We start from the raw sequence: 20,579 nt of genomic DNA, 5'->3' as shown, positions 1-20,579 counted from the left end.
GCCGTCGACCTCGACGAGGTCGCCCGTGGCGATGCGCTTGGTCGCGTGCGACACCGACACCACGCAGGGGATGCCGAGTTCGCGGCTGACGATCGCGGCGTGGGAGAAGGGTGCGCCCACGTCGACGACGACCGCGGCGGCGCCGACGAACAGCGGCGTCCACGACGGGTCGGTGATGGGGGCCACCAGCACCTCGTCGGGTTCCAGCTCGTCGACGTCGTCGGGGCTGAGGACGACGCGCGCGCGGCCGACGGCGGTTCCCCCGCTGCCGGGGACGCCGGTGACCGTCTCGCCCGCCGCGAGCGATGTCGCGGTGACATCCGAGCGGCGCTGCCACTGATCGATCGGCGGCACCTCGCCGGCCACGACGAACGGCGGGATCAGGTCGAACTGCGCGAGGTAGGCGCGCTTGCGCTCGGCCAGAGCGGGCGCGAGGGCCGCGGGGTCGGCGAGGAAGGCGTCGACGTCGTCGGCGAACAGCATGAACGCGTCGTGAGAGTCGGAGATCGCCCCCTTCTCCACGGCGCGGCGACCGATCTCGTGGCCGATCAGCCGCAGCTCGTGGATCAGCTTGGCGGCCGTGGTGCGTGCGCGCTCGCGTCCGCGCAACCACAGCGCCGAGGCGTTGAGCACCGCTTCGAACTGACCGGATGCCTCGGCGTCGCCTGCCAGCGCCGCGCGGATCTCTGCGACGGCGGCGTCGCGCTCGGCGGCCCCGCGCTGCGCGCCGTGGCGCGGGTCGGCGTCGTCGCCGGAGTGGCGCAGGCGGTCGATGGTGGACAGGGCGAGGTCGGGACGCACGCCCCACGTGTCGGCGTGCATCTCCCACTCGGAGGGCCCGCGGAAGTCCCAGCGCTCCAGGAAGACGTCGAGGTCGCGCACGAACGCGCGGACGTCGTCGTCGGAGCCGCTGTCGGAGACGGCGCGCAGACGCTCGTACAGCCCGTCGACCCCCTGATCGAACACGGCCGCCACCCCGGGCCGGCGGGCAGAGCGGCTGAGGGTGAACATGTCGGTGGAGGGACCGGTGGAGTCGACGTCTCCGATCCCGCTGACGAGGGTGAGGGAGAGCTCCGGCCGGCCGATGGCCTGCGTGAACTGGGCTACCGCGCCCAGGCCCACGCCAGACTTCAGGCTCGCCTCGATGTGGTGCTGGAACAGCCGCGTCAGCAGCGTCTCGAACGAGGTGAGACGCTCGGCGAGCGCGCGGTCGCCGAGGGTCGTCAGATCCGGTCGGGAGGCGCGGATGGCGTCCACCTCCGCCTTGTCGGCGTCGTAGGCGGCCAGGTCGGTGGCGCCGAGCACCTCCTGCATGAGCCAGGCGCCCGCCTTCGCCGCGTACTCCTCGTTCTCGTCGAAGTCGCGCCGCTCGCTCTCGTAGCTGGGGATCCCCGGCATGTCGCCGAAGTACTGCAGGTCGACGGCCTCGGCCGACATGCCCGGCACCCGCACGCCGAACAGGCGCATCAGAGACATGTTGATGTACAGGTAGCTGCCGAAGGCCGGAAGGATGTTCTTCTCCACCTCGGCGTCATAGAGGTCGTGGTCCCACACTCCGCACGCGACGAACGCGTCGCGCCACCCCGGCTCCAGGCAGTGTTGGAAGCCGACGGTGGCGTTGAGTGGGCTGATCGGGTCGGGGAAGATCTCGCCCACGTTCGCGCGGGAGTACAGCGGGAAGACCCGCGAGGTGTCGTCGTCGATCGGCCAGCCGGGCATGATGCTCCTTCGTCGGTGAAGTGGAACGCGGTCCTCCCCCTCGGCTGCTCCGATAAAGCGAAGCCACGTTCGCATTGATGACGATGATCGTGCGCGCCGATCACGCTGTCAACCCCAGGATTCGTGCGGCATTTTCGAGATTTGCGGGCCTGATCTTCGTGTCCTCGCCTCCTCTGACGAGAATTCGAATGGACAAGAACGTGAATCATGCGTCACTATTGACCAGCGGCAACGGCGCACGACCGAAGCGGAGACAGCGCATGCGGATCCTTCTGACCAACGACGACGGCGTCGGTGCCCCCGGCAACGTCGTCCTCGCCCAGGCGCTCCTGGACGCCGGCCACGACGTCGCCGTCGTCGGCCCCCTGGGCGAGCGCAGCGGCAGCGGCACAGCGATCGGCACCATCGAGCACGGGGCACGCATCGGCGTCCGAGACATCGCGCTGGAAACCACGCCGCCTCTCACCGGCACCGCCCTCGATGCGCCGCCCGCACTGGCCGTGCTCACCGCGCTCGGGGGGCTGTTCGGCGCGCGGCCCGATCTGGTGGTCAGCGGGGTCAATCCCGGGCACAACGTGGGCAGATCGGTGGTGTTCTCGGGCACCGTGGGCGCGTGCCTGGCCGCGACGACGCTCGGGATGCCGTCGCTCGCCGTGTCCTGCGGGTTCGCCCCCGAGCATCGCTTCGACACCGCCGCGGCGATCGCCGTCGCGGGCGTGGAGTGGTTCGGTGAGGCGGGGATGCCGCGTGTCTGCGTCAACATCAACGTGCCCGATCTCGATCGCGCCGAGCTCCGCGGCGTGCGGAAGACCACGTTCGCCTTCAGCGGGATGTTCACCCTCGACATGCGGCGCGAGGGCGGCGAGCTGGTGATCCAGCGCGGGGCCTCATCGCCGCGCAACGTCTCGGGGTCGGATCTGGAGGCGGTGCGGGACGGGTATGTCGCCGTCAGCCTCCTCCGTCCGATGGACGTCGACGTAGCCCCCGCCGCCGTCCCCCTCGCCGACGGCCTCGTGCAGGCGCTCGCCGCGCCGACCGCTCATCTTCCCCTCATCCCCGCCGCTCTGGCCCCTACCGTGGAAGGCGCACTTCGATGACCGCTCTCGACACCACTGCCGACGCCCCCGCCGACACCGCTGTCCCCTCCGTCCCGTCGGAGCCGACCGTGCGCCTGCGCACCGCCGAGGAGTATCGCGCGGGCCTCCGTGACGGACGCAAGGTGGTCTACCAGGGGCGCTACATCGACGATGTGTCGACGTTCCCCGAGTTCGACACCGCGATCGAGCATTCGGCGCACGCCTACCGCATCGCCCAGGACGAGCCCGAGCTCGCCGTGGCGCACGACGATCGCGGCGCGTACTCCGCCTTCTATCGCGTCCCGCGCTCGCCCGAAGATCTCGTCGCGCGCGGTCGGCTCATCGAGTCCGTGTGCCGTCGGGGCGCCGGAACGATCGTGCTGAAGGAGGTGGGCAGCGACGCCGTGTTCGGCATCCTGCGGGCGGCGCAGGGACAAGGGCGCGTGAACGCCGAGGCCTACTGGCGTCACGTCGTCGACCACGATGTGGCGCTCGCGGTGGCGCAGTCCGACGTCAAGGGCGACCGGTCGAAAGGCCCGGCCGGGCAGGCCGATCCCGACCTGTACGTGCGTGTCGTCGCCGAGGACGCCGAGTCGATCACGGTGCGCGGCGCCAAGGTGCACACGTCGTTCTCGGCCAACGCCGACGAGCTCGTCGTCATCCCCACCCGCGCCATGAACCCGGGCGACGAGGCGTACGCGGTCGCCTTCGCGATCCCCGTCGACACCCCCGGCGTCACGCTCTACGTCTCGCCCTACCTCGACGCGCCTCGCAACGGCTTCGAGCACCCCATCTCGTCCCGGCACAAGATGCTGGAGAGTCTCACCGTCTTCGACGACGTGCGCGTGCCGAAGTCGCGCGTGTTCCTCCACGGCGACGTCGAGGCCGCCGGGCGCATCGCCCTCGCCTTCGTCGACTACCACCGCTTCACGGCGGTCAACTACAAGCTGCCCCTTCTGGATGCACTGGTGGGCGCAGCATCCCTCGTCGCCGAGGCCAACGGCATCTCCCGGGCCGCGCACGTGCGTGCGAAGATGACCGAGCTCATCACCTACGCCGAGACGGTGCGCGGCTTCGCTGACCTGTCGGCGCTGCGCGCGGTGGAAGGCGAGGGTGGGGTGTGGTTGCCCGACCCGCTGTCGACCAACATGGCCAAGTACCACTTCGCCCACGGGTTCCACGAGGCCGCGCGCACCGTGATCGACCTTGCCGGCGGCCTCGTCGCGACGGGACCGGGCGGAGCGGACTGGGCGAATCCCGAGGTGCGCGCGGTGCTGGAGAAGTACTTCGTCGGCGCGGTGCCCGCAGAGGAGCGGCTGCGGGCGATCCACCTTGTCGGCGACCTCACCTCGGGCGCGTGGGGCGGGTACCAGTCCGTCCTCGCGACGCACGCCGAGGGGTCGCTCGAGGCCGAACGGATGCAGATCCTGCGCTCCTTCGACTGGTCGCGCCCGCGCGCCTACGCGCAGGAGCTGATCGACCTCGGCGCTCGCGCGTAAGCCCGGGTCGCGCTCACGCGCGCCCTCGCGTTCACCCGGGATGCCGGAAGGGCCGCGGCGGCTCAGCCCTCGTCGGCGTCGCCGCGTACGCGGCCCGACAGCACGATGAGGTCTTCGTGCAGTTCCATCCAGATGTCGTGGTAGCTCTCGCTCAGCGGGCGCAGGAACGCCGCCGACTCGCCCGCCTGCAGGCGCGCGAGCGCGGCGTCGAGGCGGTCGGCGTAGCGACCGAAGCGCTCCTCCAGCGGGGCCGCGGCGCGCAGCAGAGCCCGTGCCCGCGTGTTCACCTCCGCCAGTGCTGCCACGACCGACCTGTCGTAGTCGGCGTCGTCGTGCGCGTTGGGCATGCCGTCGGGCCGCGTCTGCCACGATGCGCTCACGCGCTTGAGGTCGCCGTTGATCGGGTGGAAGTCCTCCAGGCCGCGCCCGACGGCGTCGCGCTTGGCGGTATCGGTGAGGATCGTCTCCAGCAGGGCGGTGTGATCGGCCTTGCCCTCCGCGGTCAGGGCCGTCGACGGCATCCGGCCCTCGCGGAAGATCGCGAGACCCTCCGCGACGAGCGCTTCGCGCCGCTGAGCGGCCTCGGCCTCCGTGACGGCGAGCATGTGTGCCAGAGCCTCGTCGCTCGCGCGGCCCTTGAGCTTGATCGCGTGGAGCACATCGAACCGCTCCTTCTGGTCGGCGGTCAGCGCGCGTGCGGGCGTCTCGGCCATGAGTGCCTCCTGGGTGGTCATCGACATCCTCCTGGATGGGTGCATCGGGTCTTCGGGTCAGCGCTGCGCGACGAGCTCGTCGCGCAGCGCCTTCTTGTTGAGCTTTCCGGTGGGAAGGCGGGGCAGACGGTCGACGATCAGCACCCGCTTGGGCGCTTTGAACGTCGCCACGCGTTCGCGCGTGTGCGCGATGATCGCCGCCTCGACCGTGCCGGCGTCGTCGGTCGGGGCGGACTCGTGCAGCTCGACGACCGCCAGCACGCGCTCGCCGAACTCCGGATCGGGCTCCCCCAGGACGGCGACATCGCGGACCCACGGATGGGATGCCACGGCGTGCTCGACTTCGTCGGGGTAGACGTTCACGCCCCCGGACACGATCGTGTAGCCGGCCCGGCCCTTCAGGTAGACGAACCCGTCGGCGTCCATCGTTCCGAGGTCGCCCATGTGTCGCCAGCCGGCGGATTCGCCCTGGTTGGCGTAGGTGCGTGCGCCGAGCGCTTCGAACGCCACGGTGCCGATCTCCCCCGTCGGAACCTCCCGCCCCGCCTCGTCGACGATGTGGACGCGCGTCTCGCCGAGTGCGCGACCGACCGACCCGACCCGCTCCCGCGCCTCCAGAGGCGAGATGTAGGTGTGCCCGTATCCCTCGGAGGCCCCGTAGTACTCGTGCAGGATCGGACCCCACCAGGCGTCGATCGCCGCCTTGATCTCGGGGGCGCACGGTCCGCCGGAAGTGACCGCCGCTCGATGCCGGGGCGAGAGGGGGAGGGTCTCGCCGCTGCGCTCGGCCTCGGCGTGCGCATCGAGAAGGCGCACCAGCATCGTGGGCACCCACTGCGACAGCGTGACGCCGTGGCGGAGGATCGTCGCCATCGCCCCGCGGGCGTCGAAGCGCTCCATGCAGATCACGGTCGCGCCCGCCGTCAGTGCGGCGAGCTGGAACGTGAACGGTGCCGCGTGGTAGGCGGGGGCGGGCGAGAGGAACACGCTGTCGCCGTCGAGTCCCAGCATGCTCATCAGACCGCCGTGGCGGATCGGCGCCTCCGAGGGGTGGACCTCGAGCAGTCGCTGCCGGAAGGCGCGCGGACGGCCGGTCGACCCGCCGCTGTAGAGCACGCGCGCCCCGAACGTCTCGTCGGCGATCGGCACCGCCGGCGCCGCCTCGAGCACATCGTCGAAACGCTCGAACTCCTCGGCGCCCGCGCCCACGCAGAGCATCAGCCTGGGTCGCTGGGCCGTCTCGGAGAGGGCGGCGGCCACGACGGGCGCCAACGCGGGGCTCGTGATCACTGCCGCCGGATGCGCCTCGGCGACGAGGGCGGCCAGTTCGTGCTCGCGCAGGTGCGAATTGACGGGCGTGACGTACAGCCCCGAGCGCATTCCGGCCGCGACGGCGATGGGCCACTCGATCCTGTTCTCCATCGCGATCAGCAGCGTCTCGCCTGTCGTCACTCCCGCTGCTCGCAGCGCCTGCGAGAATCGGGTGGATCTGTCGTCGAGGGCGGCGTAGGTGAGCGAGTCGCCGGAGCCGGCCATGACATACGCCAGATGCCCGGGGCGCTCACGGGCGATCGCAGGTGGATACATCTCGACTCCGTCGTCTGTGCACTCGTGTTGCGGCCGGCTTCCCGCCTTGCCGCGAATGTGAAACATTCTTCACTCTGGTCCGCCACCATAACGCGTCGTGTGATGACCGGGCAACCCTGTTTTTCTCAGCATTGATGTCGCCACTTCCGTCGTGCTCCGGAATATGATTTAGTGATCTTCACGTCACAAAATCGGAACGGTTCCGATGGCGAGATGCGAGGAGGCATCGTGACAGAAGCGACGGCGCACACTGCCGACACCGCCCATGCCATCGACCTGATGGACCTCGACCCCTTCGAGACGGGGCGTGACGCAGAGCTCTTCGCGCTCCTCCGCGACGCCGACCCGCTGCACTGGAACGCCGAGCCGGACGGCGGAGCGGGGTTCTGGTCGGTGACGCGGTACGACGACGTGAAGGCCGTCGCCTCCGACCCCGAGCTGTTCACCGTCGTGCACGGTACCCAGATCCCCAGCCGACGCGCCGAGGGGGAGGGCGCGCGCAGCATCCATCACGTCGACCCCCCTGAGCACGGCCCTCTGCGCCGTATCGCCTCGACCCATATGCGCCCGGCGCGCGTGAAGGACCTCGAGGGCGACATCCGCGCGGTCATCGACGCTCTCCTGGACGACGCCGTCGGCGCGGGCGACATCGACTTCGTGCACAGCGTGTCGTCGCAGCTGCCGCTGGTCATGATCGGCCGGCTGCTGGGCGCGCCCCTCGAGGACTGCCCCCACCTGCTGCGCTGGACGAACCAGATGGCCTCCGAAGATCCCGACTACTCGGAGGGGCCGGAGACGGCGGTCCGGGCGCGCGACGAGGCGTTCGCGTACTTCCGCGGTCTGGAGGAGCAGCGGCGCGAGTGCCCGATGGACGACCTGGTCAGCGCGCTCGCCGCCGCCGAGCTCGACGGCGTGCCGCTGCAGCGCGGGTACCTCGACGCGTACTACCTGATCCTGATGGTCGCCGGGAACGAAACCACGCGGAACCTGCTCTCCGGCGGCATCGCGGCGCTCGCCCAGAACCCGCAGTGGTGGGACGCCATGCGTCGCGACCCCGACCAGATCCGCGTCGTCGTGGAGGAGATGGTGCGGTGGGTCACCCCCGTCATCTCGATGCGGCGTACGGCCACCCGCGAGCTGGAGATGCACGGCAAGACCATCGCCGCGGGCGACAAGGTGGTGATGTGGTTCACCTCGGCCAACCGCGACGAGCGCGCGTTCGAGCGGCCGGACGAGTTCCGCGGCGACCGTTTCCCGAACGAGCACCTCGGCTTCGGCTGGGGCACACACGCGTGCCTCGGGGCCAACCTCGCCCGTCTCGAGGCACGTCTCTTCTTCGAGCGGCTCATCGAGCGCGGACTCGAGGTCGAGGTCACCGCCGATCCCGCCCGGCTGCGCAGCAACTTCTTCCGCGGCATCAAACGCCTCCCGGTGCGCATCCAGCAGGGTGGTGGAGCCGGTGGCGCGCGCCGTGGCTGAGCCGCCGCTCGCGGACGCCGGTCCGCGCCCGCATCCACTCTCCGGCACGCGATCGGGTCCGCTCACCGGCCTGGTCGCGGCATCCGTCATCGACGGCGAAGAGGTGGATGCCGCTGCGCGCGGCACCTCGGCCGGCGCCGCCCGGCGCATCCCGGTCATCAGCGCCCGCACCCTGGAGGAGATGGGCGAGGTCGTCGAGGCCGACGAGCACGTCGTCGACCGGGCCGTGCGCGCAGCGCGGGCGGCCTTCCCAGCGTGGGCGGCGACGCCGCTGGAGGAGCGCGCGGCGATCCTCTCCCGCGCCGCGGAGGTGATCGCGGCGCGCGGTGCGCGCATCGCCGAGCTCGTCACCGCGGAGATGGGCATGCCGATCGCGCTGGCGCAAGCCTCGCAATGGCACCTCCCCGCGCAGGTGCTGCGCACCACGGCCGACCGCGCCCTCGACGCCCGCGCCCTCGCGTGGCGCCAGCCGATCGAGGGAGCGGTGCTGCACCGCCGTCCTTCCGGAGTGGTCGCGGCAATCAGCCCCTGGAACATGCCGACCTACCAGACGGTGGCGAAGGTGGCGGCGGCGCTCGTCGCCGGCTGCACGGTGGTCGTCAAGCCGTCGGCGCAGACCCCGTTCGACGGGCAGGAGTTCGTCGCGCTGCTGCACGCGGCGGGAGTCCCGGCCGGTGCCGTGCAGCTGGTGCAGGGCTCGGGCGGTGTCACCGGCGCCGCACTGGCCGCCCATCCCGATCTCGCCCACGTGTCGTTCACCGGCAGCGTGGAGGCCGGCCGCACGGTGGCACGACTGGCCGCGGGTTCGCTGGCGCGCTGCACGTTGGAGCTCGGGGGGAAGTCGCCGGCCCTGGTGCTCCCCAGCGCCGACCTGTCGCGCGCGATCCCGGCAGTGCTGGGCAGCGGTCTGGTCAACAGCGGTCAGGCGTGCAACGCCACCACCCGCCTGCTCGTCCCCGCCGCGCGCGCGGCGGAGGCCGAAGACCTCATCCGCGCCCACGCGGCCGGCTTCACGCTGGGCGACCCGTTCGACCCCGCCGTCGGCCTGGGGCCGCTCTCCAGCGTCCGCCACGGCGAGTCGGTGGTGGGGTTCGCCGAGCGCGCTCTGGCCGACGGCGGGCGTGCGGTCACGGGAAGCCCCCGCCGCGCAGAGATCGACGCGCCGGGCTTCTTCGTGGCGCCCCTCGTGCTGGCGGGGCTCGAGCGTTCCGCCGAGGCGGTACAGGAGGAGATCTTCGGGCCCGTCCTCGTCGTCCAGCCCTACCGCGACCTCGACGACGCCATCGACATCGCGCACGACAGCCGCTTCGGCCTGTCCGCCGAGGTGTGGGGCGACCCCGCAGAGGCCGTCGGCGTGGCCGAGCGGCTCCACGTCGGACAGGTCAAGGTCAACGGCGTCCGCACCCGCGAGCGGCCCGGAGTGCCCTTCGGCGGGGTCGGCGAGTCGGGGTACGGACGAGAGCTGGGTGCTCTCGGCATCGAGGAGTTCACGGACGTGACGGCGGTGATGGCATGAGCGACGAGCGGAACGACGCGGCGCGCCGTACGGTTCTCGTGACCGGGGCGGCATCGGGAATCGGCGCGGCACTGGTCGAGCGACTGCGCGGCGCGGGCACCGACGTCGTCGGGTGGGATCTGCGCGCAGGAGACCGCGACGACGTGCGCTACATCGCGCTCGACCTCACCGATGCGGCGCAGATCACCCGCGCCGCGGCACGACTGCCCGAGCGCATCGACGCGATCGCGAACGTCGCCGGAGTGCCGGGCACGGCCCCCGCGCTGCGCGTGCTGGAGGTCAACGTGCTCGGCCCGCAGCGGGTGATCGCCGCCGTCGGCGAACGCCTCCCGCGTGGCGCCGCGATCGTCAACGTCGCCTCCCTCGCCGCGGCCCGCAACGCCGTCGATGCGGCGGGGCTGGCCGCTCTCCGCGCCGCGCAGACGAACGACGATCTCGCGGCGTGGCTGCAGAGGCATCCGCTCGAGGGCCCCGCCGCCTACGACACGTCCAAGCGCGTGCTGGTGGACGCCTCCGCCCTGGCATCGGCGCGGCTGGCCGAGCGCGGCATCCGTGTCGTCAGTGTCAGCCCCGGCCCGATCCAGACGCCGATCCTCGGCGACTTCGTCACCTCGATGGGCAAGGACGCCATCGACCGCTCGGCCGCCGCCGTCGGCCGCCACGGCACGGCCGCCGAGGTGGCGGCCGTCGTCGCCTTCGCCCTGTCACCGGATGCCTCGTGGCTCAACGGCATCGACATCCCCGTCGACGGCGGCCTCACGGGCTTGCGGACCGCCGCGAGCCTGAAGGCGCAGTCGGAAGGAGAACCATCATGACCGCGCACGCGATCGTGCTCGACGGCACCCGCCCGCTCACCCGCGCCGAGGTGGGGGGCAAGGCCTTCAGCATCAACGACATGCGCCGGCTCGGCCTCCCCGTGCCGCCGGCCTTCGTGCTCCCCACCCGCGAGTGCGCCGCGTTCCACGCGGCCGGATCCGCGCTCGCCGACGAGGTGTGGAGCGACGTCCTCGAGGCGCTGCGCGGCATCGAGGAGCATACCGGGCGACGCTTCGGGACGGGGCCGTCGCCTCTGCTGGTATCGGTGCGCTCCGGGGCGGCCGAGAGCATGCCCGGAATGATGGACACCGTCCTCAACCTCGGCCTCACCCCCGACCTGTCCGCGGCGCTCGCCGACGAGTCGGGTGACGCCGCATGGGCGGATGACACGTGGCACCGCTTCCGTGAGAGCTACGCTGCGATCGTCTCGGGAGATCCGGCGGCCGAACCGCCCGCCGACCCGTATGCGCAGCTGCGCGAGGCGATCGGTGCGGTGTTCCGCTCCTGGGACAGCCCGCGCGCCGTCGCGTATCGGCAGCGCCACGGTCTGGCCGGGCTCGGGGGCACGGCGGTCACCGTGCAGGCCATGGTGTTCGGCAACCGCGACGACGACTCCGGCACGGGCGTGCTGTTCACGCGCGACGCCTCCACCGGCGAGCCGGTCGTCACCGGCGACTGGCTCGCTCGCGCCCAGGGGGAGGAGGTGGTGTCGGGCTCCCGCACGCCGCTCACCCTCGATGCGTTGGGCGCGCGGCATCCGGCACTCCATGCCGAGCTGCTGCGCGTGGCCGCGCTCGTCGAGTCGGAGCTCCACGACATGGCCGACATCGAGTTCACCGTCGAGAGCGGGCGTCTCTACGTGCTGCAGAGCCGCGTGGGCAAGCGCTCGCCGCGGGCGGCGGTGCGCATCGCGGTCGACCTGGTGCGCGAGGGTCGCATCGATCGGGCCACCGCCGTGGACCGCATCTCGCGCGAGCACGCGGCGCGGCTGATCGAGGCGGATGCCGCCGCGCACCGCGACCACGGAGCGGCACCGGTGCTGGCCACCGGCACCGGCATCGGCACCGGCGTGGCGACCGGTGTGGCCGTCGCCGACGTGGACGAGGCGGAGGAGCGCGCCGCAGCAGGCGAGGAGGTCGTGCTCGTGCGCGGGATGACCTCGCCCGAGGACGTCCCGGCGATGTTCCAGTCGGTCGCCGTCGTGACGGAGACCGGCGGGCCCACCTCCCACGCCGCGCTGGTGTGCCGCGAGATCGGCCTGCCGTGCGTGGTGGGGTGCGGCGAGGGCACGATCGAGGCGCTCTGGGGGCGCACCGTCACCGTCGACGGCACCACGGGGCGGGTGTACGACAGCGCCGCCGTCGCGCCCGGGCTCGGCGGCGACCGCCCCGTCGCCGCGCGCGACCCGTATCTCGTCGAGCTGCTCTCCTTCGTCGACCGACCGCTCGCCGAGGATCACCCCCTGGCCCCTCTGACGGCGGCCCACGAGACGGTGAGCGCCCCCGCGTGAGGGAACCCATGACCGCCCACGGACGGCACAGGACAGGAGCGAAGCGATGAGCAGCGACCAGACCCTCGAGACGCGCGGCGAGGCGGATGCCGACGCGCCCCCCGCCTACGCGCAGCGCGTGCTGCGCGAGACCGGATTGGTCGATCCGCAGGCGACGGGCGCGAAACGGTCGAACAAGCGCGGCGAGCTGACCCGCGAACGCATCGTGCAGGCGGCGACGGAGTGCTTCACCGAGTACGGCTACACCCGCACCCGGATCTCCGACATCACCCATCGTGCCGGCACGGCGCAGGGCAACTTCTACCGCCACTTCACCTCGCTCGACGACGTGTTCCTCGCCGCCCTCGGACCGGCCCTGGACGAACTGGCGCACTCGTCGGGCCGCCAGAGTCGGCGGCTGGGAGAGCTGGAGCCGCTGATCGCCTCCAGCACGGCCTATCTCGAGGCGTACGCGCGCAACCGCAACATGCTGCGGCTCCTGCGCGAGGCTGCCGCGGTCGGTTCCAACGACGGCTTCCGGTCGCTGTGGCTGAGGGTGCGACAGGACTACATCGACCGGACGGTCCGGTGGCTCGAGCGGCTGCAGCAGCGCGGCATCATGCTGCCCGGCGAAGACGTCGACATGCTCGCCGAGACGCTGGGGTGCATGACCGAGCAGATGGCGTACGTGCACATCGGCATGCCCGCGCAGACTCCGCGACGCGAGCAGATCGAGCGCCTCGGGCGCGCGCTGGGCACCGCCTGGTACCGCGCGGTGCCGCGTACCGGGAACGGCACCGGGAACGGCAGCGAAGCCGCCGAGGGGAGCGAGGGGAGCGAGGGATGAGTCTGACCGACACGGCACCGACGGCATCCGCCGCCGACCGGATCCGCGAGCTGGGCGTCGACCTGCCGGTCTCACGCGTGGTGCGGGAGACCGCGGACGCGGTGTCGATCTCGTTCGCGGTGCCGGACGCGCACGTCGAGGAGTTCTCGTACCGCCCCGGCCAGTTCGTGACCGTGCGGGTGCCGGCGGGCCCCGGCGACGGCGATCGCTATGCCCGGTCGTACTCGCTCTCCAGCGCGCCGGGTCTGGACCGCGAGCTCACCATCACGGTCAAGCGCACGCCCGGGGGCCGCGCCTCCGGGTGGCTGGTCGACAACGCCCGAGAAGGGATGACGCTGCGCGTGCTCGCGCCGGCGGGTCTGTTCACCCCCGCAGACCTCGACCACGACCTGCTGCTGTGGGCGGCGGGAAGCGGCATCACCCCGGTGTTCTCGATCGCCCGCGCCGCGCTCGCGCGAGGCGCCGGCGCGGTGACGCTCGTCGCATGCCACCGCGACGCGGAGCAGGAGATCTTCGGTGATCGCCTCGCGGAGCTCGTCCGACGTCATCCCGACCGCTTCACCGTCATCACCCGGCTCAGCTCCGAGACCGGACGGCTGACGTCGGACGCCGTGCAGGACCTCGCCGCCGGGCGCCCGTGGGACGAGGCGTTCGTCTGCGGCCCCGCGGGCTTCATGGACACCGTCCGCGCCGGCCTGCGCGAACTGCGCGAGAAGGCGGGCGCAGCTGCCGGGACGGATGCCGCGCCCGTGCACGTGGAAGAGTTCACCAGCATCGAGGGCGATCCTTTCGTGCTCGAGGAGCTCGCCACCGGCACCGCCGCGTTCGAGGCGACCGTCGCCCTGGACGGCGCGACGCACGAGGTGGAGTGGCCCGCGCAGGCGACTCTCGTCGACGTGCTGCTGGGTCGCGGCATCCGTGTGCCGTACTCCTGCCGCGAGGGGGACTGCGGATCGTGCATGTCGAAGCTCCGCCGCGGACGCGTCGAGATGGCGTGCACCGACGCGCTGGAGCCCGAGGACATCGAAGACGGCTACATCCTGGCGTGCCAGGCCCGGCCGACCGAGGGGCCGCTCGACGTCGAGTTCTGAGCGGCCCGCCGGCGTCCGGCTCCGTCAGGCGACGGGGCCGAAGAGGTCGATCAGGCGCGACTTGACGAGCTTGCCCGACGAGGTGCGCGGCAGCGCGTCGACGAAGGTCACCCCGCGCGGTGCCTTGTACGCCGCGATGCGCGCCCGCACGCTCGCGATGAGCTCGGCCGCCAGCGCGTCGTCGCCGATCCGGCCGCGCGGCACCACGAAGGCGTGCACCGCCTCGCCGAGATCGGGGTCGGGCACGCCCGCCACCGCCACATCCTCCACGGCGGGGTGGAGCACGAGGACGTTCTCGGCCTCCTGCGGGTAGACGTTCACGCCGCCGGAGATGATCGTGAACGCGGCGCGGTCGGTGAGGTAGAGGTAGCCGTCGTCGTCGAGGTGTCCGATGTCGCCGATCGTCGTCCACAGTGGGTGGAGCGGATGCCGCGTGGCCGCGGTGCGCTCGGGATCGCCGTGGTAGACGAACGGTTCGGTGTCGCGCTCGAAGAACACCGCGCCGGTCTGCCCCGCGGTCAGCTCCCGGCCGTCGTCGTCACAGATGTGCGCGACCCCCACCAGGGGACGGCCCACCGATCCGGGATGCTCCGCGGTCTCGGCGGCGGTGATCATCGTCAGCCCGTTGCCCTCCGTGGAGGAGTAGTACTCGGTGAGGATCGGGCCCCACCACCGGACCATCTGCTCCTTGAGGTCGACGGGACACGGCGCCCCGGCGTGCAGGGCGACGCGGTGATGGGTGCCGCGGTACGTCGCCCGCGTCTCGGGGTCGAGGCGCAGCATCCGCACCAGCATCGTCGGCACCCACTGACTGTGGGTCACGTCGTGTTCGTCGATCGCCCGCAGCGCCTCCGCGGCGTCGAAGCGCGGCATGACCACGACGGTGCCGCCGAGCGCCTGCACGGCCGCCGCGATCCGCAGGGGTGCGGCGTGGTAGATCGGTGCGGGCGAGAGGTACACGGTGTCGGCGCCCACGCCCCACATGCGCGCGGCGACGCCGATGATCGGCTCGGCGTGCTCGTCCACCTGTGCGTCGGGCAGGGTGGGACGGATGCCCTTCGGGCGCCCCGTCGTGCCGCTCGAGTACAGCATGTCGGCGCCGCGCGGTCGGTCGGCGAGCGGCGTCGGGTCGGCGGCGTCGCGCACCCACTCGTACGACTCCCAGCGTCCTCCGGGCGCGGCGTCGAACGCCAGGCGCAGGCGCACGCCCGGCACAAGCGGGAGGAGATCGTCGAGCAGGGCGCCCAGGGCACCGGCGACGACGAGCGTCTGCGCGCCGCAGTCGTTCACGATGTACGCGATCTCCTCGGCGGTGAGGTGGCTGTTGATCGCGGTGACGTAGAGCCCCGAGCGCATCGCGGCCCAGTACACCTCGAACACCCGCAGGTCGTTCGTGGAGACGATCGCGAGGTGGTCGCCCCGCCGCATCCCGGCGTCGTGCAGAACGCGGGCGACGCGGTGGGCGCGCTCCTCGAGCAGCCCGTAGGTGAGCACCTGATCGGTGCCGTGCATGCGCGCCGCGATGCGGTCGGGGTGGGTCGCGGCGGTGGTTCCGGGGTACATCAGGCCTCCCGCAACGTGACGCGGACGGGCAGGGAACGGATGCCGCGCACCCAGCTGGAGCGCACGCGCTCGACCTCGCCGATCACCTCGACGCGTGCGACGCGGCTCGCGAAGGCGCGGAATACGGCGCTCAGCTCGATACGTGCGAGCGACGACCCCATGCACGCGTGCGTGCCGACGCCGAACGACAGGTGCTCGTGGGAGTTGTCGCGGTCGAGCCGGAAGACGTCGCCGTCGGGGAAGAGCTGCTCGTCGCGGTTGGCGGAGCAGTAGAACATCGCCACCCGGTCGCCGGCGGCGATGTGCCGTCCTGCCAGCTCGACGTCTTCGAGCGCGGTGCGGGCCATGAAGGTGAGCGGGCTCGCCCACCGGAGCATCTCGTCGACAGACCCGCGCAGGCGTGCGTCCAGGTCGTCGGCGAGCCAGTCGAGCTGGTCGGGGTGCTGGGCCAGGGCGATAAGAGAGTGCGAGGTGGTGTTGCGTGTGCTCTCGTTGCCGGCGACCAGCAGCAGCATCATGACGCCCACCAGCTCGGAGTCGCTGAGGCGGAGGTCGTCGGGCGCCGTGACGAGCGTGGAGAGGAGGTCGTCACGCGGGTCGGCGGCGCGCTCGGCGGCCAGGCGCAGCACATAGGCGCCGAACTCCTGCACCGCTGCGCCGGCTGCCGCGCGCGATCCGCCGGCCGAGGGGTCGGTGAGGGAGACGACGGCATCCCCCCACGCGCGCACGCGCGGGGCATCCTCCAGCGGGATGCCCAGCAGCTGGCAGATGGCGGTGATCGGCACGTGCACCGACAGCGCCTCGACCGCGTCGAATTCGCGCGCCGCGACGGCGCGCTCGACGATGTCGTCGGCGAGGGCGCGGAAGGCATCTTCGAAGGCGCGCAGTGCCCGCGGGCTGAACCCCGGCTGCACGCGCTTGCGCTTCTCCCGGTGGGCGGGATCGTCGAGCATGATGAAGTTGCCGCCCTCGACCTTGCGTCCCTCCTCCACGCGCGCGGCGTCCAAGCGCACACCGTTGGCCTGGGAAGAGAAGACCTCCGGGCGCCCGGAGATCTCCCGCACCAGCTCCGCCGTGGAAGCCACCCACACCGCGTCGACCATCTCGGGGTCGGATACGCGCTGGAGGTGGAGCGGCGCGTCGCGGCGGAGGCGCGCGAAGGCCTCGAAGGGCACGTCGCTGAGGTAGACCTCGTTGCTGACGACGTCGATGTCGGCGAGGGCATCGGGTGCCCTGTTCCCGCTGGTGCTCGTGCTCATGCTCGCTCCGTTCTCTCGATGATCCGTACCACTCCGGCGTCGCCGTCGACCTCGACGAGGTCGCCGTCTCGGAGGTCGAGGGTGGCGGTCTTGGTGTTGACGACGGCGGGGATACCGAGCTCACGGGCCACGATCGTCGCGTGCGAGAACGACCCGCCCGAGTCGGTGACGATCGCCGAGGCGGCCAGGAACAGCGGGGTCCACGCGGTGTCGGTGACGCGCGCGACGATCACGTCTCCGTCGTCGAAGTCGTCGTCGGCGCTGCGCAGCACGCGCACGCGGGCGGTCGCGCATCCCGGCGAGCCCGCCAGGCCGGCGATCTCCGCGAGACCGGCGTCGTCCGTGGTGGCGGTGTCGTTCCCCGTCTGCGCGGCGAACGACAGCGTGCCGATCGACCACTCCGCCGGTTCCCGATCGCGGACCGCCGCCAGCTCCGCCCGGCGGCGGTCGGCATCCTCGCGGGGCACCGCCCCGCCGGCGGCGACGGCGCGCAGCTGCGGGTAGGTGAGGGCGAGCGCCGTGGCACGGTCGAGCGGCGGCATTCGCTCCAGTGCGGCGCCCAGCAGCACCCGCAGGGCGTGCGAGGTGCGGATGACGTTGTCCTTCGTCGTCTCGGCGCGCACGATGGCGGCCCGTGCGCGCCGGACGAGCATCCCGGCCACGCCCCGCAGCCCGGGGTCTTCTGCCTGTCGCGGGGCATCGGCGTCGGCCAGGCCGTGCCGCAGCAGCTGCCGGACCAGCGACGGGTCTGTGCCCCACACCGGGGCGGTCGGGTCGAACTCGTTCACTCCCCGGTGGCCGAACTCGGCGACGAAGGCATCGATCGCCGCGGCGGTCTCCCTCGCGGTGGGCGAGTCGATCGCGTCGAGCTCGTCGCGCGCTCCGGCCCGGCGGAGCACGTCCGCCACGCGAGGGTCGGCCGCTGCGCGGACGGCGATCGCGCGCAGCCGTGCGCTCGGCTTGGCGCTCTCGAGATCAGGGAGCCGGCTGATGAGGGCGATGGCCTCGTTCTGCCCGACCCCGATGCGACCGAGCGCCCCCGTGGCCATCGTGACCGCCGAGGAGGTGAGAGCCCGGGCGGTGACGTGCGTGCCGAAGGTGTCGCCGTAGAGCGGCAGGATGCGGTCGAACCGGTCGAGGAGCACCACGGGGTCATCGAGGGATGCCGCGGCGCGGCGGGCGTCGTCGAGAGCGGCGATGGCGGCGGCCTTCTCCCGGCGGATGCGTCGATCGACCGTGAGCATGGTGCGCAGCGCCGCGGTCGTCGTCCGGGCCTTATCGCCGACGGTGTCGGTACCGGTCGGGTGGGCGGGCAGGCCGCTGGCGACGGCATCCCCGAAGTACTGCACGTCGAGGTCGCGCGCCGTCGAGCCGGGTGCGCGTTCGGCCACGGTGCGGAAGACCGACAGGTTCAGGTGGAGGCGCCCGGCCATGCGCCCGCAGGCGCGGTAGCCGCCGGGAATGGGGGTGGCGGCGGCGAAGTCGTCGGCCATGCATCGCATGAACCCCCGCTCGATCTGCGGGCCGAGGAACGACCACGTGAGCGGCTCGAGCACGTACGGGAAGACTTCGCCGGCGTTGGCGCGCGTGTAGATCGCGTTCGGCAGGAAAGGGGTGTCGAACTCGACGGTCGTCATACGTCCTCCAGCGTCATCGATGTGGACGGGCATACGCGCAGGTATGCCTCGGGTGAGGCGGAGTGATCCCGCCTCGTCAAGAAGTTATCGATCGCTAGATCAGATCGCAATACCTCAGGGTATGTTTGCTACCTCCGTGAGCCCGTGCCCCGGGGGAGCGGGTGCCATAATCGGCACATGGCGCAGCGCTCGGTCGACGACTTCCTGGAGGCGGGGCTGGCCCTCCTGGGGGAGGCGGGCGTCGGCGCGATGACCATTCAGGCCCTGTGTGAGCGACTCGAGGTCACGAAGGGGTCGTTCTACCATCACTTCCGCGGAGGCCTGCCGACCTACGTCGAGCGCCTGCTGGAGTATTGGGAACGCGTCCACAGTGAGCAGCTGATCCGCACGGTCGGCTCCGTTGTCCCGGGCCAGGCGCGCATCCAGGCCCTCACCGATGTGGCGGTCGCCCTCCCGCACGCGACCGAAGCCGCCATCCGCTCGTGGGGGCGCAGCGAGCCCGCCGTGGCGACGGTGCAGCGCCGCGTCGACGACACGCGCCGCACCGCGATCGAGGCCACTCTGCGTCAGCTCGGCATGGCCGACGACAAGGCCCTCGTCATCGCGGAGATCGCCATCGCCACCCTCGCCGGCGCGCAGCACCTCGACACGGCGCGCTCGCTCGAGCGGCTGCGCGCGATGTTCGAGGAGATCAACCGGCTGATCTACGTCGAGGCCGGGATGCTGTCGCTCGCGGCATCTGCGAAGGACGCATAGATCGTCCGCGTCCGCGTCGTCTCCAGAAGGCCCTCCTCGCCGAGCTCGACACCGATGCCGCTGCGCCGGATGCCGCCGAACGGTGCGTCGGCGTCGATGCGGAAGCCGTTGACGCCGCACGTGCCGCTCTCGACGCGAGAAGCGACCTCCACGGCGCGCGCCTCGTCCTGTGACCACACCGTTCCCGCCAGACCGTAGTCGGAGTCGTTCGCGAGCATCAGCGCCTCCTCGAGACTGTCGTAAGAGGTCAGGGCGAGCACTGGGCCGAACACCTCCTCGCGCGCCAGCTCCGACGCGGGGTCGACGTCGGCGAACACCGTCGGCGACTCGTACCAGCCCTCGTCGGGGACGGGCAGGGCACCTGCCCCGGTGCCCTGCACCACCCGCGCCCCGGCGGTGCGGGCGCGCTCGACGAACCCGCGCACCCGCTCGCGGTGTCCCCGCGAGACGAGCGGCCCCAGCGCGGTCGCCGGATCGAGCGGGTCGCCGATCGGCAACGCGCGCACCAGGGCCGCGATCTGCGCCGTGAACTCTTCGGCACGGGCGCGCGGGAGGAGGATGCGGGTGCTGAGGTAGCAGGTCTGGCCGCTGTTGAGGAGGGTGGCGCCGAAGAATGCCTGCGCGTGCGCGAGCAGGTCGGCGTCGTCGAGCACGATCGCCGCGGACTTCCCGCCGAGCTCTAGGCCGACGGGGCGCAGCATCCGCCCGCACTCCTGAGCGATCGCGGCCCCGGCACCGGACGACCCGGTGAACGCCACGCGGTCGACGCCCGGGTGCGCCACCAGTGCGGCGCCGATCTCCCGGTCGCCCGGCACGACCGACAGCACCCCTGCGGGCAGGCCGGCCTCGGCGGCGATCTCTGCGACCCGCGCGGCATCCAGCACCGTCTCGGGCGCGGGCTTCCACACCACGGTGTTGCCGGCGGCCAGGGCCGGGGCGATCTTGAACAAGGCCAGAGAGAGTGGGAAGTTCCACGGCACGATCACCGCGGTCACCCCGTGAGGCTCTCGCTGGACGAGGGTGCGTCCGCCTCCCGCGCGCGGGCGGGAGCGGGGCGCGAGAGCTTCGACGGCCAGCTGCGCGTACTGCCTCAGCAGCCGCGGGCCCACGACGCCTTCGCTGGACCGCCCCACGCGCACGGGCATCCCGTTCTGTCGCGCGACGAGCTCGACTAACTCGCGGGAGGCGGCGTCCACGGCGTCGGCCACCGCGTGCAGGATCGGGGCGCGACCCTCGGGGCCGAGCGCACGCCATCGCGGGAGTGCTCCGCGAGCGGCGGTCACCGCCTCGTCGAGGTCGGCCTGGCTGCCGGCGCTCGCGCGGGCGAACACCCGGCCGGTCGACGGCGAGACGAGATCGTAGGGGAGGCCGCGCCGCCGCTCTCCGCCGATCACGACGGTGTCGGTGTCGTCCCCGCTGGGAGTGGTGCTGATCATCGTCGATCTCCTCCGCGGCGCCGAGTGTCGAGTCGCGCCGTCGTGGATACCGTACCTAAAGGTATGGTGCCGGTTCAATGGTCATCAGGTGAGAGT

Annotated in this window: 16 protein-coding genes; 9 read left to right on the top strand and 7 right to left on the bottom strand. The window is 72.0% G+C overall.

Annotated elements, in window-relative coordinates; all coding sequences use genetic code 11:
• Positions 1-1,719: PEP-utilizing enzyme (locus tag NS220_RS08945; RefSeq protein ID WP_058623729.1), on the bottom strand; the 1,719-nt coding region annotated here is incomplete at its 3' end.
• 260 nt (positions 1,720-1,979) lie between these two features.
• Here NS220_RS08945 and surE point away from each other — a divergent pair.
• Complete coding sequence (gene surE / locus NS220_RS08940; protein WP_058623728.1) at positions 1,980-2,816, top strand: 5'/3'-nucleotidase SurE; 837 nt, start codon at positions 1,980-1,982, stop codon at positions 2,814-2,816.
• Positions 2,813-4,294, top strand: coding sequence for a 4-hydroxyphenylacetate 3-hydroxylase N-terminal domain-containing protein (locus NS220_RS08935; protein WP_206543007.1), 1,482 nt, complete (start codon positions 2,813-2,815; stop codon positions 4,292-4,294). The genes surE and NS220_RS08935 overlap by 4 nt, the downstream gene beginning before the upstream one ends.
• 62 nt (positions 4,295-4,356) lie before the next feature.
• On the opposite strand, the gene NS220_RS08930 is transcribed toward NS220_RS08935, so the two are convergent.
• Positions 4,357-5,028 (bottom strand): MarR family transcriptional regulator, encoded by a 672-nt coding sequence (locus tag NS220_RS08930; RefSeq protein ID WP_153004229.1) that lies wholly within the window; start codon positions 5,026-5,028, stop codon positions 4,357-4,359.
• 36 nt (positions 5,029-5,064) lie between these two features.
• Positions 5,065-6,594: an AMP-binding protein gene (locus tag NS220_RS08925; protein WP_058623726.1), complete on the bottom strand. Its 1,530-nt coding sequence runs from the start codon at positions 6,592-6,594 to the stop codon at positions 5,065-5,067.
• A 228-nt stretch (positions 6,595-6,822) separates the two neighbouring features.
• Here NS220_RS08925 and NS220_RS08920 point away from each other — a divergent pair, with 228 nt between their 5' ends.
• The 6 genes from NS220_RS08920 to NS220_RS08895 are packed head-to-tail and all read left to right on the top strand — an operon-like array spanning position 6,823 to position 13,832.
• Positions 6,823-8,073, top strand: a complete 1,251-nt coding sequence (locus NS220_RS08920; RefSeq protein ID WP_206543006.1) for a cytochrome P450 — start codon at positions 6,823-6,825, stop codon at positions 8,071-8,073.
• Positions 8,066-9,589 carry an aldehyde dehydrogenase family protein gene (locus tag NS220_RS08915; protein ID WP_206543005.1) on the top strand — a complete coding sequence of 508 codons (1,524 nt, stop codon included), beginning with the start codon at positions 8,066-8,068 and terminating at the stop codon, positions 9,587-9,589. Before NS220_RS08920 ends, NS220_RS08915 begins: the two co-directional genes overlap by 8 nt.
• Entirely contained in the window at positions 9,586-10,404 is an 819-nt protein-coding gene (locus NS220_RS08910; protein WP_058623724.1) for a coniferyl-alcohol dehydrogenase, read from the top strand. The genes NS220_RS08915 and NS220_RS08910 overlap by 4 nt, the downstream gene beginning before the upstream one ends.
• The gene (locus NS220_RS08905) at positions 10,401-11,915 is read left to right on the top strand and encodes a pyruvate, phosphate dikinase (RefSeq protein ID WP_058623723.1); all 1,515 of its coding nucleotides are present in this window, start codon (positions 10,401-10,403) and stop codon (positions 11,913-11,915) included. The genes NS220_RS08910 and NS220_RS08905 overlap by 4 nt, the downstream gene beginning before the upstream one ends.
• 46 nt (positions 11,916-11,961) lie before the next feature.
• Complete coding sequence (locus NS220_RS08900; RefSeq protein ID WP_081323074.1) at positions 11,962-12,741, top strand: TetR/AcrR family transcriptional regulator; 780 nt, start codon at positions 11,962-11,964, stop codon at positions 12,739-12,741.
• A complete protein-coding gene (locus NS220_RS08895; RefSeq protein ID WP_058623722.1) occupies positions 12,738-13,832 on the top strand; it encodes a ferredoxin--NADP reductase in 1,095 nt (364 codons plus the stop codon). The genes NS220_RS08900 and NS220_RS08895 overlap by 4 nt, the downstream gene beginning before the upstream one ends.
• 24 nt (positions 13,833-13,856) lie before the next feature.
• Here the strand turns inward: NS220_RS08895 and NS220_RS08890 are convergent, their stop codons facing one another.
• Genes NS220_RS08890 through NS220_RS08880 form a run of 3 tightly spaced genes read right to left on the bottom strand, consistent with a single transcriptional unit; the run spans position 13,857 to position 18,291 of the window.
• Positions 13,857-15,395, bottom strand: a complete 1,539-nt coding sequence (locus NS220_RS08890; RefSeq protein ID WP_058623721.1) for an AMP-binding protein — start codon at positions 15,393-15,395, stop codon at positions 13,857-13,859.
• On the bottom strand, positions 15,395-16,654 hold the full coding sequence (locus NS220_RS08885) for a cytochrome P450 (protein ID WP_058623720.1): 1,260 nt from the start codon (positions 16,652-16,654) through the stop codon (positions 15,395-15,397). Before NS220_RS08885 ends, NS220_RS08890 begins: the two co-directional genes overlap by 1 nt.
• Positions 16,651-18,291, bottom strand: a complete 1,641-nt coding sequence (locus tag NS220_RS08880; protein WP_058623719.1) for a PEP-utilizing enzyme — start codon at positions 18,289-18,291, stop codon at positions 16,651-16,653. The genes NS220_RS08885 and NS220_RS08880 overlap by 4 nt, the downstream gene beginning before the upstream one ends.
• A 177-nt stretch (positions 18,292-18,468) precedes the next feature.
• Here NS220_RS08880 and NS220_RS08875 point away from each other — a divergent pair, with 177 nt between their 5' ends.
• On the top strand, positions 18,469-19,047 hold the full coding sequence (locus NS220_RS08875) for a TetR/AcrR family transcriptional regulator (protein ID WP_058623718.1): 579 nt from the start codon (positions 18,469-18,471) through the stop codon (positions 19,045-19,047).
• Here the strand turns inward: NS220_RS08875 and NS220_RS08870 are convergent.
• A complete protein-coding gene (locus NS220_RS08870; protein ID WP_058623717.1) occupies positions 18,996-20,483 on the bottom strand; it encodes an aldehyde dehydrogenase family protein in 1,488 nt (495 codons plus the stop codon). The two genes, NS220_RS08875 and NS220_RS08870, sit on opposite strands and share 52 nt — an antisense overlap.
• Positions 20,484-20,579 lie beyond the last annotated feature (96 nt).

This window comes from Microbacterium testaceum, assembly GCF_001476655.1.
Taxonomy (GTDB): domain Bacteria; phylum Actinomycetota; class Actinomycetes; order Actinomycetales; family Microbacteriaceae; genus Microbacterium; species Microbacterium testaceum_C.
This window is presented reverse-complemented; position numbering and strand designations above follow the sequence as displayed.